The 15,970-nt window shown below is 44.5% G+C and carries 13 protein-coding genes and 1 pseudogene; 5 read left to right on the forward strand and 9 right to left on the reverse strand.

Annotated elements, in window-relative coordinates; genetic code table 11:
* Nucleotides 1-31 precede the first annotated feature (31 nt).
* The 3 genes from NQ541_RS10385 to NQ541_RS10395 are packed head-to-tail and all read right to left on the reverse strand — an operon-like array spanning nucleotide 32 to nucleotide 2,692.
* On the reverse strand, nucleotides 32-1,441 hold the full coding sequence (locus NQ541_RS10385) for an MBOAT family O-acyltransferase (RefSeq protein ID WP_005609842.1): 1,410 nt from the start codon (nucleotides 1,439-1,441) through the stop codon (nucleotides 32-34).
* Between the two features lie 13 nt (nucleotides 1,442-1,454).
* A complete protein-coding gene (locus tag NQ541_RS10390; protein ID WP_005609839.1) occupies nucleotides 1,455-1,940 on the reverse strand; it encodes a DUF4358 domain-containing protein in 486 nt (161 codons plus the stop codon).
* Nucleotides 1,937-2,692 (reverse strand): GDSL-type esterase/lipase family protein, encoded by a 756-nt coding sequence (locus tag NQ541_RS10395; protein ID WP_005609837.1) that lies wholly within the window; start codon nucleotides 2,690-2,692, stop codon nucleotides 1,937-1,939. Before NQ541_RS10395 ends, NQ541_RS10390 begins: the two co-directional genes overlap by 4 nt.
* A 135-nt stretch (nucleotides 2,693-2,827) precedes the next feature.
* Here NQ541_RS10395 and NQ541_RS10400 point away from each other — a divergent pair, with 135 nt between their 5' ends.
* Both NQ541_RS10400 and NQ541_RS10405 read left to right on the forward strand, forming a co-directional pair.
* Entirely contained in the window at nucleotides 2,828-4,234 is a 1,407-nt protein-coding gene (locus NQ541_RS10400; protein WP_005609834.1) for a uracil-xanthine permease family protein, read from the forward strand.
* Between the two features lie 63 nt (nucleotides 4,235-4,297).
* Entirely contained in the window at nucleotides 4,298-4,810 is a 513-nt protein-coding gene (locus tag NQ541_RS10405) for a DUF5721 family protein (RefSeq protein WP_005609833.1), read from the forward strand.
* 895 nt (nucleotides 4,811-5,705) lie between these two features.
* On the opposite strand, the gene htpG is transcribed toward NQ541_RS10405, so the two are convergent.
* From htpG to thiW, 6 genes and pseudogenes are all read right to left on the reverse strand, one after another.
* Nucleotides 5,706-7,796 carry a molecular chaperone HtpG gene (gene htpG / locus NQ541_RS10410; RefSeq protein WP_044940267.1) on the reverse strand — a complete coding sequence of 697 codons (2,091 nt, stop codon included), beginning with the start codon at nucleotides 7,794-7,796 and terminating at the stop codon, nucleotides 5,706-5,708.
* 270 nt (nucleotides 7,797-8,066) lie between these two features.
* Nucleotides 8,067-8,585, reverse strand: a complete 519-nt coding sequence (locus tag NQ541_RS10415) for a peptidylprolyl isomerase (protein ID WP_005609831.1) — start codon at nucleotides 8,583-8,585, stop codon at nucleotides 8,067-8,069.
* A gap of 139 nt (nucleotides 8,586-8,724) precedes the next feature.
* Nucleotides 8,725-10,035: a phosphomethylpyrimidine synthase ThiC gene (thiC, locus tag NQ541_RS10420; RefSeq protein ID WP_005609829.1), complete on the reverse strand. Its 1,311-nt coding sequence runs from the start codon at nucleotides 10,033-10,035 to the stop codon at nucleotides 8,725-8,727.
* Nucleotides 10,036-10,086: 51 nt separating this feature from the next.
* A complete protein-coding gene (gene thiD / locus NQ541_RS13375; RefSeq protein ID WP_044940278.1) occupies nucleotides 10,087-10,878 on the reverse strand; it encodes a bifunctional hydroxymethylpyrimidine kinase/phosphomethylpyrimidine kinase in 792 nt (263 codons plus the stop codon).
* Nucleotides 10,879-10,956: 78 nt separating this feature from the next.
* Nucleotides 10,957-12,396 (reverse strand): annotated as a pseudogene (gene thiE, locus NQ541_RS13380) (thiamine phosphate synthase); the annotation flags it as partial.
* 3 nt (nucleotides 12,397-12,399) lie between these two features.
* The gene (gene thiW / locus NQ541_RS10435; protein ID WP_005609826.1) at nucleotides 12,400-12,918 is read right to left on the reverse strand and encodes an energy coupling factor transporter S component ThiW; all 519 of its coding nucleotides are present in this window, start codon (nucleotides 12,916-12,918) and stop codon (nucleotides 12,400-12,402) included.
* Nucleotides 12,919-13,267: 349 nt separating this feature from the next.
* Here thiW and NQ541_RS10440 point away from each other — a divergent pair, with 349 nt between their 5' ends.
* The 3 genes from NQ541_RS10440 to NQ541_RS10450 all read left to right on the forward strand — a co-directional run bounded on the left by NQ541_RS10440 (nucleotide 13,268) and on the right by NQ541_RS10450 (nucleotide 15,923).
* The gene (locus tag NQ541_RS10440; RefSeq protein WP_005609825.1) at nucleotides 13,268-14,380 is read left to right on the forward strand and encodes an ABC transporter ATP-binding protein; all 1,113 of its coding nucleotides are present in this window, start codon (nucleotides 13,268-13,270) and stop codon (nucleotides 14,378-14,380) included.
* A gap of 134 nt (nucleotides 14,381-14,514) precedes the next feature.
* A complete protein-coding gene (locus NQ541_RS10445; RefSeq protein WP_005609824.1) occupies nucleotides 14,515-15,420 on the forward strand; it encodes a PucR family transcriptional regulator in 906 nt (301 codons plus the stop codon).
* 2 nt (nucleotides 15,421-15,422) lie between these two features.
* Nucleotides 15,423-15,923, forward strand: a complete 501-nt coding sequence (locus tag NQ541_RS10450; RefSeq protein WP_005609823.1) for a hypothetical protein — start codon at nucleotides 15,423-15,425, stop codon at nucleotides 15,921-15,923.
* Nucleotides 15,924-15,970 lie beyond the last annotated feature (47 nt).

Genomic DNA, 15,970 nt, shown 5'->3' on the forward strand with positions numbered 1-15,970 from the left:
CATTCACCTTCTGGCTCCGGTCTTTCTTCTTTTAAAATCTGAAATATAAAAATGGCTGATATGTCTCTGTTACCAGAAATGCCACCGAAATTGCCATCATTCCGAAAAATAAAATCCCAGCTACAACTGTTCGTGCCGTCTCACTCTCCGGCAAACTGATGATCCTTCTCAGCAATCTGCCTCCAAATGCCGACATTCCGACCACCGCCAGCAGATAATACAGCCAGTGGGAAAAGAAGACATACCCTGCCCCCGCATCCAGCAGCCCGCCCCCTGTTCCGACCATTGCTCCAAGATAACGGAAGGCTGCTCCCAGGCTCGGACTAAAGAAGAAGACCCAGCCGACCAGCACGCAGACTGCCGTATAGATTCTTCTGAGCGGTGACGGCAACCGGTCCACTTCTGACCCCCATACATATTTTTCCATCACCATCAGGACTCCGTAATAAAATCCCCACACAATAAAATTCCAGGCAGCTCCATGCCACATTCCCGTCAGCGTCCAGACGATCAGCAGATTCAGGATATGCCTTCCTCCACTGCAATGGTTTCCGCCCAAAGGGATATAGACGTATTCACGAAACCAGGTACTCAATGAAATATGCCATCTTCTCCAAAATTCCGTCACACTTCTCGACACATAAGGATGATCAAAATTCTTCTTCAGTTCAAAACCGAACATCCTCGAAAGTCCGATCGCCATATCAGAATATCCGCTAAAATCATAATAGATCTCAAACGCATATGTGATACAGCCGATCCATGCCATCGGAACAGAAAGGTTACTTGCTGAAATGGCTGAAATCTCCTCAAATACTGTCTTAAATGTATCCGCAAGTACTGCCTTTTTTGCAAGACCGATCAGGAACAGCATTGCCCCCTGTCCCAGCTTTCTTGCGGAGACTTTCCTCTGTGCAAGCTGTGGTTCTATATCTTCATACCGCACAATCGGCCCCGCGATCAGTTGCGGGAACAGGGCGATATAAAGTGCAAAATTCAAAAGACTCCTCTGTGCCTTTGCTTTTCCCCGATAGACATCCACCACATAGGAAATGCCCTGAAAAGTATAGAAAGAAATCCCCACCGGCAGAGCCAGTTCGCGGTAAGTAAGTTCCACTGAAGTCACGGAATTGACCAGCTCCAGGAAAAATCCGTAATACTTAAAGAAAAACAAAAGAGCCAGATTCACAGCCACCGCAAAGATCATTCCCCGGTGAGCCTTTCTCTCATCCTCTGCATTTGCCGCAATCTCTCTTCCACAGCAATAATTCAGAAGAATACTTAAGATCATCAGAACCACATACACCGGTTCACCCCATGCATAAAAGATCAGGCTTGCCAGCAGAAGCAGTAAGTTGCGTATCTTAAGCGGTGCGAGATAATATACTGCCAGAACGACCGGCAAAAATAAAAATATAAACGTAAGACTGCTAAATAACATCCTTCTTTCCCTTCTACAAGCTCTGGTCAAAAGCAGCTCTGTACTCAGATGCCTTTGAAGATACTACATAAAAAATATAATTCCCACGGACACTGGTCTGTGCCTCTTCCAAAAGTTTCTCCTGCTCCGGCAGATATCCCTCAAAATCTTTTTTCCGCTCCTGCAGCCGCTGTTCTACCGCATCTGTCACCTGCTCCGTCTGACTGCTCTTTTTGACACAGATCATCAGGACTTCCTCGGCATCGATACTTGATTCAGAAGAATAATACATCACACCCTCATAATCTGTACTGTTCAGCCCGAAGTTCCGCTTGAGCATCTGACCGTCCAGTTTCTTCATTCCGGTCGTATCAATGACTTTCTCCATGGAACTCTCCATCTCTGAAAAAGAGCGGTTACTTCCGCTTACATAAATCATAAGCAGGGCAATATAACCGAGAATCAGAAGCAACACCGCATACGATGCAGCTTTCCATATTCCCTGTCTCTGTCTTGTCATAATGTTGCTACCTCCGCCATATTCGTTGCCCAGACCGGATAAAATTCTGCCTTGAAATGAATCCCGTCTTCTTCATAATAATTTTCCTGCACAAGTCCGGTATTATCAATAAATCCCAAATGCTTTCCATCGCACATTTCCTGCAATGCAGTATTATAATCTGCAATTTTCGCCAGTGCCGGTTCTTTTTCAGCCGCAGATGCACTGACCGGAAAGATCGAATTGATATAAATACGGACGGACGGCATCTCTTTCGTGATCGACTCGATCACCGCTGCATATTTCTTAATAAACGCTTCTGTATCTCCGTCTGTTGCGATCACATCATTCATCCCATACGACAGGAACACGACCTGTGGGTTCAGCTTTTTTGCCTGACTGATCTGCTCGTCCAGTCCCTCCAGTTGTATCCCCCTCTTTGCAACAACACTTGAGGCATTCAGTACGTCATATTCACTGAATCCACTGCTGATTGAATCTCCCATCACCACTGCACCTGAAAAACGATCTTTCAGACTTCTCTCTGTATCCCCTGATGCCGGGTCTTTTGCCTCCAGGCTGGCAATCTTCTGCTCGATCACCTTGACCTCTTCATTTTCCTTTGACTGAATATATTCAATTCCCTTTTTTGTATCTGCATTTTCTGCTGTAAACTGCTTCACTCCGTGGATCACGACTCCCAGAAGAATCAGCACAGTAATACAGCCTGCTCCAATATAGATTCGTGAAATTTTTTTCTTTCTTTTTTCCATTCTTTTCTCTCTTTCAAGACTGAGATTTCTAACTATTTATAATACGTTTTTTTCAGATAAAAGTCAAATTTGACATCTGAACCTCTCCGACCCTATAATTAACGATATCATAAAGGAAAGACAGAGGACAAAATCATGACAAATGAAAAAAAAGAAACTCCCGTTGCTGCTGTCAGCACGGAAAATATTTATCGTCTGAACGGACGTGTTCCACTGGGGAAAGCAATTCCTTTTGGTCTTCAGCACGTACTGGCAATGTTCGTCTCCAATCTTGCACCGGTTCTGATTGTATGCAGCGCCGCACTGGTACGTGGATCCGGTGAGCCACTGACAGGTGCTGAGATCACCCAGCTTCTCCAGTGTGCTATGTTTGCTGCCGGAATCGGTACATGTATGCAGTTGTATCCGATCTGGAAGATTGGATCAAGACTTCCTATTGTAATGGGTGTCAGTTTTACATTTCTCGGAAGTCTTCTGATGATCTGTACTAATCCCGAACTCGGATATGAAGGAATGATCGGGGCAGTCATCCTTGGCGGTATTTTTGAAGGCCTGGTTGGTTTAAGTGCCAAATACTGGAAACGTTTTCTTACTCCTGTGGTATCAGCCTGCGTGGTCATCGCCATCGGTTACTCCCTGCTATCCGTCGGAATGGATTCCTGGGGCGGTGGTAATGGTGCAGAAGACTTCGGTTCCTGGTATCATTTACTGATCGGACTGATCACACTGGTTGTATGTCTGGTTTCCCGTTATCTCCTGAAAGGTGTCTATAAGAACCTGAACATTCTGGTCGGACTGATCGTCGGATATATCATTTCTGCACTTTTTACAGTTACAGGGGTCGCAAAAATGATCAACTTCTCCAGCATCGGAACAACCATCCACCAGGTTGGATATTTCAGTCTTCCGAAACTGGTCTTCTTCACGGATCACAAACCGGTCTTTGATCTTGGGGCTTTTCTCACGATTGCGATCGTATTCCTTGTATCTGCCGCAGAGACAACCGGTGCTACAACGGCTGTTGCAACCGGTGCTCTCCACCGTGATCTGAAAATGGAAGAACTGCAGGGTTCTCTTGCTGTAGACGGCTTTTCCAGTGCCATTTCCGGCTGCTTCGGATGCCTTCCGCTGACTTCTTTCAGTCAGAATGTAGGACTGGTGACCATGACCGGTGTAATCAACCGATTTACGATCCTGATGGGAGCATTAATCCTGATTCTTGCCTCTCTTTTCCCGCCGCTGGGAGCATTCTTCAACTCTCTCCCACAGGCTGTTCTTGGAGGCTGTACTGTTATGATGTTCGGATCGATCATGTATGAGGGAATCAAGATGCTGAAAGAATGTAAATTCGATGACCGGACAATGATCATCGTTTCCCTTTCTTTTGCAATCGGTGTCGGACTGACCCAGACTTCCGGAAACTTTTTCTCCGCCTTCCCATCTGAAGTCGGTGATATTTTCAACGGAAATGCAGTTGCAGGAGTTTTTGTTGTCTCCCTGCTCTTAAGTCTGATCCTGCCAAAGCACAAAGAAGAAGCTTAATTTATTAAGTTTTCTGATCTGCATGGAGCAACGAGACTTTATTTTCCCGAAAGGATTTTAACTATGATTTCACTGACATTGACGAATGTTAAAAAATTTATGTCCCAGCTTCTGATGACAGAGACTTTCGACCGCTTTTCTTTTATTGAAGGCGAGATCGTAACTTTTAACACGTTCAAACTGGATGGATATCTCCAAAAAGATTTTTTTGATGCACCGGACGGATACGAATCTGAATCTTCTCCCACTCCTTTGGAAGAATATTCCCGCTGGGGAGATATCCGGGAATTTTGCTTTTCCCTCATCAAAGGAAAGCGGACACCTTTGAGTTTCCGCTTGATCCTGAGTCTGTCACCGGATAATATCGTCCGGCTTATGGAGCAGACTGTTCCTGAAATGTCCCCGGAAGATGTGCAGGGACTTTACCTGAATCTGAAATTCGACGGTATGCATCTGACCTGTATTACCGGAACTTCTTTCCGTACTTTTACAATGGATAAATCTTTAGAACATGCCTGGGATGAAATGGTAAAGAAATTCTTTCTAAAAAAAGAAATTGAATTTGAGATTGCGTAAGGAAGGTAAATTTGTATTTGTTGGGGTGAAAATATCGCAACAGCAGGAAGTGTTTCTGACAGAAGAGCGTCCATATCCGCCCTTGTTGTTGCATCGCAGTGCAGGACCCGCTTTACCTCAGCCCGTTGACAACTTGTAACAGGAACGTGGAAACACTCGTGCAGAGGCACTCCTGTTTACGTTCCTTAACAAGTTGGGCAAAGTGTCTTCGGAACGCTCCCTGTCAATGCACTGCTCACGCAACAGCAAGGGCGGATATTGGATTTTTCAAATCAGAATGCTTTTCTCGCACCGGAACATTTTCTCTCAACAAACACGAAATTTCAAATAAGAAGTAGAAAGCCGGATGGCTATCAACTAAGATAAATGATCTGTCCAATAGTAAAGATGTCGGGGTCAAAAGCCCCCGACTTTGATGCTCATATCGGGGCGGGTTCTAAGGTCTTTCACCCACCTATGAGCAAGCTCATGTGGGCTTAGACCTTTTGACCCTGGCATCTAGTCAATACAATATCTACTATCTAATATTTACGATCGAATATCTTAGTCAATAGCCATCCGGCTTTTTTCTATTTTTTTTAAATTTGCATTGTTGAGTGAATACGCTGTGGAGCTAAAAACTTCTTATCGAGATGGTCAGCGGAAAGCAAGGTGTTCCTGAGCAGGTGCATTAGCAGGGAGCGTTCCGAAGACACTTTGCAGCGTTTGTTAGAGAAAGTAAATCGAGTGCCATTGCACGAAGATTTCCACTTTCGAGTTACAAACGGTCAACGGGCTGAGGTAAAGCGGGCCTGCACTGCGAAGGAATATCCCTGCTTTCCGCGTCCGATTCGTCACAAAGAAGTCTTTTTCTTTACAAGCGTATCTCCCAAACAACTACAAATTTAAACAGGTATTACTTTGTCAGTAACATCATAATCTCATTACTTCTCTGAACAAATGCTGTCATTTCTTCCGGACTTAACGGCTTATGTGCCAGCATTGCAAGATCATACAACTGCTTGCAGATGACCGGTACATTCTTGCTCCGCTTATGCTCTACAAGGAACTGTACCAGTGGATGATTTGCATTCAGTACCAGCGTTGCCTGACTGCCAAACATAGACGGATCCATTCCGCTCATGCCATACATCTTCATCATCTCCTGCATTCTTCTGTTCTCTTCTGACAGAACTGCCATTGATGCAACCTTATCATCTTTCAGCTTTTCAACTTTTACTTCCAGCTTATCATTACCAAGCTCTTTTCTGAAGATCTCCACCAGACTTTCTGCTGTCTTCTGGAATGCTTCTTTCTCATCTTCTGCCACTTCATCTTTCAGAGAATCATGCACATCTGCATCAATTCTTAAGAACTGAACTTCCTGATGCTTCTGCTCCAGATAAGTGATAAATGCAGAATCAATATTGTGCGTCAGGATGATCGCATCCTGTCCCTGTGCCTTGAACATATTGATATACTGGCTCTGCTGTACCTCATCGGTTACATAGAAAATCCTTGTCTTCTCCGGCTCTTTTTCAGCATCTGCATCCGTGGATTCTGCCTCTTCTGACTTTGCTTCTGCCTCAGTATTTCCTGCTTTTGACTCTTCATTCTTTGCAGCCTCTTCTTTTGCAGCTTCTTCCACCTCAGCCTCGCCTTTGGCTTCTTTGATGATATCTTCCAGTGTCAGATACTTATGCTCAAGATTCTTATAAAGCATGGAATCTTTCATCTTCTCACCGAATTTTTCATCTTTCAGGCATCCAAACTTGATGAACGGACTGATATCGTCCCAGTATTTTTCATAATTCTCACGGTCTGTCTTAAACATGCCATTGAGTTTATCTGCTACTTTCTTAGAAATATAATCCGCAACTTTATTTACGAATCCATCATTCTGCAATGCACTTCTTGATACATTCAGCGGCAGATCCGGGCAATCAATGACTCCTTTCAGTACCATCAGGAACTCCGGAATCACTTCTTTAATATTATCGGCAATAAATACCTGGTTGTTATACAGTTTGATCTTTCCTTCAATAGATTCATACTCTGTATTGATCTTCGGGAAATAAAGGATTCCCTTTAAATTAAATGGATAATCCATATTTAAGTGGATCCAGAATAATGGTTCTTTGTAGTCCATAAATACCTTGCGGTAGAACTCAATATATTCTTCCTTCGTACACTCACTCGGATTTTTTGTCCACAGCGGATGGATATCGCTGATGGAAACCGGGCGTCTTACAATCTTTGCCTTCTGCTTTGGCTCACCCTCTTCGCCTTCCTTTGGCTCTTCTGTGATATGCTCAACAACGGTATCTGTATCGAGTACATCAGCTTCATCAATGGTATCATACTCCGGTTCTGCATTTGCTCTGGAAAGGAAGATCTCTACCGGCATAAAAGAGCAGTATCTCTCAAGCACTTCTCTTGCACGGTATTCATTTGCAAATTCCAGGCTGTCTTCATTCAGATACAGAGTGATCTCACTTCCAACGGTCGTTCTGCTGCCTTCCTGCATCTCATACTCTGTACCACCTTCACTTGCCCAGTGAACCGGTTTTGCACCTTCTTTATAGGAAAGTGTATCAATCTGAACTTCATCTGCTACCATAAATGCGGAGTAGAATCCAAGTCCGAAATGACCGATCATATCATCCTCTGTCGTCTTGTCTTTATACTTCTCAAGGAACTGCGTTGCACCTGAAAATGCAATCTGCGTAATATACTCTTCTACTTCTTCCGCTGTCATTCCAAGTCCGTTATCAATAAATTTCATCGTCTTCTCTTCCGGATTGACAATGACTTCAATCTTTGGCTTATAACCCTCCGGGAGTTCATACTCGCCCATCATATCCAGCTTTTTCAGCTTGGTGATCGCATCACATCCGTTGGACACCAGCTCACGGACAAAAATATCATGATCCGAATAAACCCATTTCTTAATAATCGGGAAAATATTTTCGCTGTCGATTGATAAAGTACCTTTCTTAACTGCCATTTTACTGCACTCCTTTTTTATTTGTTCACAATCTGTGATCCTTTTGTATTCTTTCTGCATGCTTTTACATAGCATATTTATTACCTAATGGACATTCTAGTACAGCAAAATTTAAAAGTCAATAGAAAATTAGCACTCTTTTAAATAGAGTGCTAATAATTTTATAAAAATAATAAGATGTTGGGAGCAAAAGCCCCCAACAATGATGCCAACGGATTGTTTCGCACTACGCACTCCCACAATCCTGCCCAATATTCGCATATCGTGGGATTATACTGTCTCCGGCTCAGGATACTCTTCTCCAAATGTCTCCACAGTCACTTTTTTCATAACCTGCTTCTCCAGCGGACGGTCACTGTAATCGGTTGCTGTCTCAGCAATCTTGTTCACAACATCCATTCCCTCTGTAATCTTACCAAATGCGGCATAAGCTCCATCCAGATGCGGTGCTTTCTTATGCATGATAAAGAACTGGCTTCCTGCTGAATCCGGATGCATTGCACGTGCCATGGAAAGGACTCCGGCATCATGTGCGAGATCATTCGTCACACCATTCTGTGCAAACTCACCTTTGATCGAATATCCCGGACCGCCCATTCCGGTTCCGTCCGGGCATCCCCCCTGAATCATAAATCCGCTGATCACACGATGAAAGATCAGTCCGTCATAAAAACCTTTTTTTACGAGAGATACAAAATTATTCACTGTATTCGGTGCGATCTCCGGATACAGTTCTGCTTTCATAATATCGCCATTTTCCATTTCAAATGTAACTACTGGATTTGCCATAATAATTTCCTCTTTTCTTCTGATATTTATAAATCCTGTCTTCTAAAATATTGTAGCGGATTGCCCCATAAAGGTCAACCCGCCCATTCTTACAGAATATCAATATGATTGTTTTTACAAAATACCACTATGTTTGTTCTTACAGAATGTCAATATGTTCTCCTGCCAGTGCCTTATTCATACTGCGGACTGCACAGAATTTACCGCACATACTGCATGTATCGCTGTGGTCATCTTCCGGCAGACGGTCATCCCGGATTGCTTTTGCAGTTTCCGGATCTAATGCACATTCAAACTGTGCATCCCAATCCAGTACCCGGCGTGCATCGGCCATCTTATCATCAATATCTCTTGCATGTGGGATTCCCTTGGCTATATCTGCTGCATGAGCTGCAATCTTTGATGCAATAATTCCCTGCTTTACATCCTCAACATTTGGAAGGGCAAGATGCTCTGCCGGTGTAACGTAACAAAGGAATGCTGCTCCGTTCATTGCTGCCACAGCACCACCGATTGCTGCCGTAATGTGATCGTACCCCGGTGCAATATCCGTAACCAATGGTCCAAGTACGTAGAACGGTGCTCCCATACAGATCGTCTGCTGAACTTTCATATTGGCTGCTACCTGATCCAACGGCACATGTCCCGGTCCTTCTACCATAACCTGCACATTATGATCCCAGGCACGCTTTGTCAGCTCACCCAGGCGGACAAGCTCCTCAATCTGACATACATCGGTCGCATCTGCCAGGCATCCCGGTCTGCACGCATCTCCCAGTGAGATTGTCACATCATATTCTTCACAAATATCAAGGATTTCATCATAATATTCATAAAATGGATTTTCTTCTCCTGTCATGCTCATCCACGCAAAGACAAGACTTCCGCCACGACTGACGATATTCATCTTTCTTTTATGCTTCTTGATCTGATCGATCGTCTTTCTTGTAATTCCGCAGTGCAGCGTCACAAAATCTACTCCGTCCTGTGCGTGCAGACGTACAACATCCACAAAATCTTTTGCCGTCAGCTCTGACAGATCTCTCTGATAATGAATCACACTGTCATAAACCGGAACGGTTCCAATCATTGCCGGACACTCGCTTGTCAGCTTCTGACGGAACGGCTGCGTATTCCCGTGGCTGGAAAGATCCATGATCGCCTCAGCCCCGAGATTGACCGCACTCATGACCTTCTGCATCTCTATATCATAATCTTTACAGTCTCTTGATACTCCAAGATTGACATTGATCTTGGTACGGAGCATACTTCCTACCCCTTCCGGATCCAATGACTTATGTAATTTGTTCGCACAGATTGCTACTTTTCCCTCAGCCACCAGTTCTCTTAATTTTTCTACCGGCATAAATTCCTTTTCTGCCACGATCTTCATCTGCTCTGTGATGATTCCCTTCCTTGCCGCATCCATCTGCGTCGTATATTCTGCCATTTTTCCTCTCCTTTTCTGCTTATTTGTCTCTGATTTTTTCTTTAGAACTACTTATTCAAAAATTATTTTTCCCAGTGTATGATCCATCGGTCCCGAACCTGCTCCTAAATCCAGTTGTTCTTTTAATGCCTCCGTCAGATATTCTTTTGCCTTCTGCACCGCCTCTTCCATTCCTACACCTTTTGCAAGATTCGAGGCGATCGCACTGGAAAGAGTACAACCGGTTCCGTGGGTATTGGGATTTTCCACCCGCTCACCACAGATCCAGACTTTTTTCTCCCCCGTACAGAGGAAATCATTTGCATCGTTGATCCGATGACCACCTTTCAATAAAACTGCACAGCCATACTCCTCTACAATCTTTTCCGCTGCTGACTCCATATCCTGTGCATTTTTAATCTTCCTTCCGCTAAGCACCTCTGCCTCCGGGATATTCGGTGTGATCAGCTCCGCCAGCGGAAAAAGCTCTTTCTTCAGAGATTGCTCCGCATCTTTCTGTATCAGCCGATGACCACTGGTTGATACCATCACCGGATCAAGAACGATATGCTCTGCCTGATATTCTTTCAGCTTTTCTGCCACAACATGAATGATTTCCCCGGAAGAAAGCATTCCGATCTTCACAGCATCCGGGCGAATATCTGTAAAAATACTGTCTATCTGCTGCCCGGCAAACTCCGGTGTCACTTCCATGATTCCCTGTACTCCGGTGGTATTCTGTGCCGTCAATGCCATGACAGCACTCATTCCATACACACCATTGGCTGCCATTGTCTTAAGATCTGCCTGGATTCCTGCTCCTCCACTGCAGTCACTTCCTGCGATGGTAAGCACCTTTTTCATTTCAAATGCTTTCAAAAAACGTCGCACCATCTCCGGCTTGTCTTTTGCTGCAAATAATCCGCTCACTACAGCTACTCCGTCAATGCCTGTTCCAGTCAGTTCTTTTATATTTTCTGCGGTGATTCCGCCGATGGCTACAACCGGGATCTCCACTGCCTCGCAGATTGCACACAGTTCCTCTTTCGCAAGAGTCGTCACATCTGACTTGGTCTGACTTCCAAAGACTGCACCGCATCCAATGTAGTCTGCACCTGCCTTTTGTGCCTGCAGAGCTTCTTTTACATTATGGGCACTGCCCCCGATAATAAAATCTTCTCCCAGCAGTTCTCTCGCCTTTTCAATTCCCATATCAGACAGCCCCACATGAACTCCGGCTGCACCGATCTTTTTGGCAAGATCCGGCCGGTCATTTACAATCAATGGCACATGGTGCTTTCTACAGATCTCATTTAATTTCTTTCCTTCTGAAATAATTTCTTCATCCGAAGCGTGTTTCTCCCGGAGCTGTACACACGTCACGCCTGAACGCACCAGTGTCTCCACTACTGTCTCCAGTGTCTCGCCTTCCGCGAGCCATTTTCTGTCTGTCACCGCATAAAGCCTGAGCTGCTCCGGTGAAATATATCTTTTTTTGTTCTGTTTCATCCTGCTCTGCACCTCCATTCTCCTGCCTCGCTCCATTTCCATCTTCAATGACAAAGCATCCAGCAGCCTTATCTGAAAACTTCCTATTCCTTCCTCTTTTTCATCCACAGTCTCCCCGGCTCTTTCCGCACAGTGTCGCCATGTTTCAGCCGCTTCAGCCGCGGCCTCAAAAGAGTCTGTTCCGTCTCCGCATTTTAATGCACATAATGCGGAAAGCATACAGCCGCTTCCGGTAATTCTGCAGATTCGTCCATCCCCTCCTGAGATAACTTTCACTCGTTCTCCATCAGAGATCACATCCTGCTCCCCGGTCATACAAACCGTACAACGATATTTTTTTGCCAGTCTGACTGCCAGCCTCCGGGCTTTTTCCAGCTCCAGTTCCAGTGAGCTTTCTACTCCACCACTCTGGATTCCTGAAAATACTGCATCACCATCCTGCTGACAGCTTTCTGCCGTTCCTTCTATTTTCTGCCTTTCAGTTCCTAAAACCAGAAATTCCTTTTCATCCTCTGCACGCAATAATGCAGACGCTTCTTCCTGATTGCATCTTATAATAGAAGGAACGACCGATTGCAGAAGCTGTCCGATCTTCTTTCTCCGGAATTTGCTGGCCCCTGCACCGACCGGATCCAGCACTACCGGATGCCCCAGTCTGTTCGCACATTTTCCGGCAAGAATACAGGATCTGATCTTTCTTTCGTCCGGCACACCGGTATTCAGTAAAGTGGCCTGACAGATCGCCGTGATCTCTTCCACTTCCTGTTCATCCTGTGCCATGACTGCACTTCCGCCTGCAGCCAGAAGTACATTCGCCACACTTTGCATCGTAACCGGATTGGTAAGGCAGTGTACTTTTACATTCTTTTCCATTTATTAATTCTCCCTCATCTGCTCCAGGACATGGCTTTTTTCAAGAACCCGAAGGACGATATACGCTAAAATACTTCCTGCAAGCGTGGAAATAAAAAATGGAATCATATAAACCGTAAAGCCTCCCGGCTCAAGCCCCATTAGAAGCTTTGCCACCGGATAAGCTGCAAGTCCTCCCAGTACTCCTGTCCCAAGTGCTTCTGCGATACATGTTACATCCAGCCGTTTTGTAAAATGATAAACGATTCCACAGCACAATGCCCCTACCATACTGCCCGGAAAAGCAAGCAGGCTTCCAATTCCCATGAGATTTCTCAGAAAGCTCGCACAAAATGCGATCCCCACTCCCCACCATGGTCCAAGTATTACTGCGGCAAATACATTTACCATATGCTGTACCGGTGCACACTTACTTCCTGCTACCGGCACGCTGAGCAGACTGCCCGCAACGGCTGCCGCTGTCAGCAGACCTGCAACCGCCAGTTTTGCTGTTGTACTATGCGTTGTCCTGTTCTTCTGCATTTTATCCCTCCTACTCGTATGAAATGATGTCATGAATCAGAAGATAGAAAAAAGAGACTCCCATAGGGGAATCTCTGCTGCTTTTTCGCTATTTCCCTACGTTGGCATTATCCAAATCAGGTTGCGGGTCGAAACCAGTCAGTCTCCTCTCAGCCGGCTTCAGCCAGCTCCCCTTCTTCATCGGTATGATTATATAACGGTTCTTTCTTTTTTTCAACTCTTGTATGGTTGAATTGTACAATTTTACTTTCCTTTTTTAGTCACTCGTTACATTGCCCTGAAAATAAATCAGGTTTATACTGACTCTATGAGTTATTTAGTATTTTATTGATTTAAGGAGGCACTCAAAATGGCAAGTTTATCCCTTAAGGGTATCCAGAAAATTTATCCTAACGGATTCCACGCAGTAAAAGATTTCAACCTTGAGATCGCAGACAAAGAGTTTATCATCTTTGTAGGACCTTCAGGATGTGGTAAATCTACAACTCTTCGTATGATCGCCGGACTGGAAGATATTTCAGACGGAACATTCAAGATCGACGGAAAAGTAATGAATAATGTTGAGGCAAAAGACCGTGATATCGCAATGGTATTCCAGAACTACGCTCTGTATCCTCACATGACGGTATATGATAATATGGCATTCGGACTGAAACTTCGTAAAGTTCCGAAGGCTGAGATCGACAAAAAGGTCAGAGAAGCAGCAAGAATCCTTGACCTTGAGAAACTTCTTGACCGTAAGCCGAAGGCTCTTTCCGGTGGACAGAGACAGCGTGTTGCCATGGGTCGTGCTATCGTTCGTAATCCTAAGGTATTCCTTATGGACGAGCCTCTTTCCAACCTGGATGCAAAGCTGAGAGTTCAGATGCGTATCGAGATTTCCAAGCTTCATGAGAATCTTGGTGCAACGATCATCTACGTTACTCATGACCAGACAGAGGCTATGACACTCGGAACAAGAATCGTTGTTATGAAAGACGGAGTTGTTCAGCAGGTAGATACACCTCAGGCACTTTACAATACACCTTGCAACCTGTTCGTTGCCGGATTCATCGGATCTCCGCAGATGAACTTCATGGATGCCAAGTGTGCAGTAAATGGAGAGGATGTTACTCTTACAGTTGGAAAGCATGTACTGAAAGTTCCTGCTTCCAAAAAGAAAGCACTGATCGATGGCGGTTATGATGGAAAGACAGTTGTTCTTGGAATCCGTCCTGAAGATGTTCATGATTCTCAGGCATTCATCAACAACTCTGCTGACAGCGTGATCGAATCTACGATCAAAGTATACGAGCTTCTCGGAGCTGAAGTATTCCTGTACTTCGATATCGAGGGAACTCAGATGACAGCACGTGTTAACCCACGTACAACACTCAGAACAGGTGATAAAGCTGTATTCGCTCTTGATATGGAGAAGATCCACGTATTCGACAAAGAGACTGAGTTGACTATTACAAACTAATAGTATAAAATGAGGGGGTTGTACTTATTAAGTGCAACCCTTTTTATTATTCTGTAAAAAGATCTGCACAGCACAGATTTTTTACACTGGGCTTTTTACCCCCGACATCATTTAATTTATTTTGGAGAAAATTCATGGAACAGACCCCGGAACTTACAAAAGCACTCAGCGAATTAAAGCGTCTCACCGGACTGACAATGCAGATCACCGCTGATACCCCTGAAGAGACTGCTGCTGCCCTGGAGCAGATCCGCTGTCTTTGTACCGCTTATCGTGAAAAATATAATAAAAATGATTTTCTTCTGAGCCTGATGAAGAACGGTATTCCGGCTTATGATATTTACGAGCGTGCCGGACGTCTTCATATCCCGGTTGAAGAAAAGCGGGTGATCTATCTGCTGAAGACAAAAGAACTCACTGATACGATCATTGAGATCCTGAGAAATCTTTTTCCCCGCAGAGCAAAAACCTATCTTGTTCCGGTCAGCAAGGATATACTTTCTATCCTTCACCCGGTCAGGTCAGCCTCTTCCGAAGATGAGATCCGAAAAACCGCCCATATCATCGTAGATACGCTCAATACCGAGGCTCTCGCCCACGTTCAGATTGCCTACAGTGGCGTGATTGAAAATCTTGCCGAACTGCCAGGTGCTTTCCGTGAAAGTACTTTAGCGTTGAAGGTCGGTGAGCTTTTTTACTCTGAACAGACCGTATTTCCGTATAATGAGCTTGGAATCGGACGCCTGATCTATCAACTTCCGGTATCTTTATGCGAAAGCTTTCTCTCGGAGATTTTTGGTGAGGAAGTTCCCGATGGCTTTGACGAAGAGACTACGCTTGCGGTAAACCGCTTTCTTCAGAACAATCTGAATATTGCAGAAACTGCCCGTCAGCTTCATATGCACCGGAATACCCTGATCTATCGTCTGGAGCAGATTCAGAAGCGGACCGGTCTTGATCTGAGGTGCTTTGAAGATGCCATGACGTTCAAAATTGCAACTATGGTAATGAATTATCTCCATTCAGAAAGGAAATCATAAATATGAATGACGCTTTATACGAACAGCTTGTATCCCGCAGAACGAAACCGCTTTATTATATCCTGCTTGGTGGTGCTTTTCTCCTTGCAGTTCTGATTGCAGTTTTGGGGACAATGTTCTTTGGAGTTTTCTCTTTCATTGCAGGTGCATTGATCGCATTGATCGCTTACTATTTCATTTCTCCGCAGTTAAGTGTAGAATATGAATATACCATTTTAAATCATGACCTTCAGATTGATGCAATCTACAATAAATCAAGAAGAAAGCCAAAGATGACTTTAGATATCCAGACTGCCGAGATCATTGCTCCAAAAGATTCACACCGTATGGATTCTTACCGGCCGGAAAAGACTTATGATTTTTCCTCCGGTCGCTCCTCAGAAAAGACTTATGCGATCATGATCTCCTATAAGCAGCAGAACGCCTGTGTCCTGATCGATCCTGATACCAGAATGGTAGATCATATGGTACAGTGGATGGGATCTAAAATGTTCACTGACTAAATTTATAATTATTTTGTAACTGTTCAGAGCCAAGCAAAATTTCATAA

Origin of the sequence: [Ruminococcus] lactaris ATCC 29176 (genome assembly GCF_025152405.1) — a bacterium.
GTDB classification, from domain to species: Bacteria; Bacillota; Clostridia; order Lachnospirales; family Lachnospiraceae; genus Mediterraneibacter; species Mediterraneibacter lactaris.

What these genes read in the sequence shown, in the direction of transcription:
- NQ541_RS10385 (WP_005609842.1), bottom strand. Translation starts at nt 1,441, where the DNA reads ATGTTATTTAGCAGTCTTACGTTTATATTTTTATTTTTGCCGGTCGTT.
- NQ541_RS10390 (WP_005609839.1), bottom strand. Translation starts at nt 1,940, where the DNA reads ATGACAAGACAGAGACAGGGAATATGGAAAGCTGCATCGTATGCGGTG.
- NQ541_RS10395 (WP_005609837.1), bottom strand. Translation starts at nt 2,692, where the DNA reads ATGGAAAAAAGAAAGAAAAAAATTTCACGAATCTATATTGGAGCAGGC.
- NQ541_RS10400 (WP_005609834.1), top strand. Translation starts at nt 2,828, where the DNA reads ATGACAAATGAAAAAAAAGAAACTCCCGTTGCTGCTGTCAGCACGGAA.
- NQ541_RS10405 (WP_005609833.1), top strand. Translation starts at nt 4,298, where the DNA reads ATGATTTCACTGACATTGACGAATGTTAAAAAATTTATGTCCCAGCTT.
- htpG (WP_044940267.1), bottom strand. Translation starts at nt 7,796, where the DNA reads ATGGCAGTTAAGAAAGGTACTTTATCAATCGACAGCGAAAATATTTTC.
- NQ541_RS10415 (WP_005609831.1), bottom strand. Translation starts at nt 8,585, where the DNA reads ATGGCAAATCCAGTAGTTACATTTGAAATGGAAAATGGCGATATTATG.
- thiC (WP_005609829.1), bottom strand. Translation starts at nt 10,035, where the DNA reads ATGGCAGAATATACGACGCAGATGGATGCGGCAAGGAAGGGAATCATC.
- thiD (WP_044940278.1), bottom strand. Translation starts at nt 10,878, where the DNA reads ATGAAAAAGGTGCTTACCATCGCAGGAAGTGACTGCAGTGGAGGAGCA.
- thiW (WP_005609826.1), bottom strand. Translation starts at nt 12,918, where the DNA reads ATGCAGAAGAACAGGACAACGCATAGTACAACAGCAAAACTGGCGGTT.
- NQ541_RS10440 (WP_005609825.1), top strand. Translation starts at nt 13,268, where the DNA reads ATGGCAAGTTTATCCCTTAAGGGTATCCAGAAAATTTATCCTAACGGA.
- NQ541_RS10445 (WP_005609824.1), top strand. Translation starts at nt 14,515, where the DNA reads ATGGAACAGACCCCGGAACTTACAAAAGCACTCAGCGAATTAAAGCGT.
- NQ541_RS10450 (WP_005609823.1), top strand. Translation starts at nt 15,423, where the DNA reads ATGAATGACGCTTTATACGAACAGCTTGTATCCCGCAGAACGAAACCG.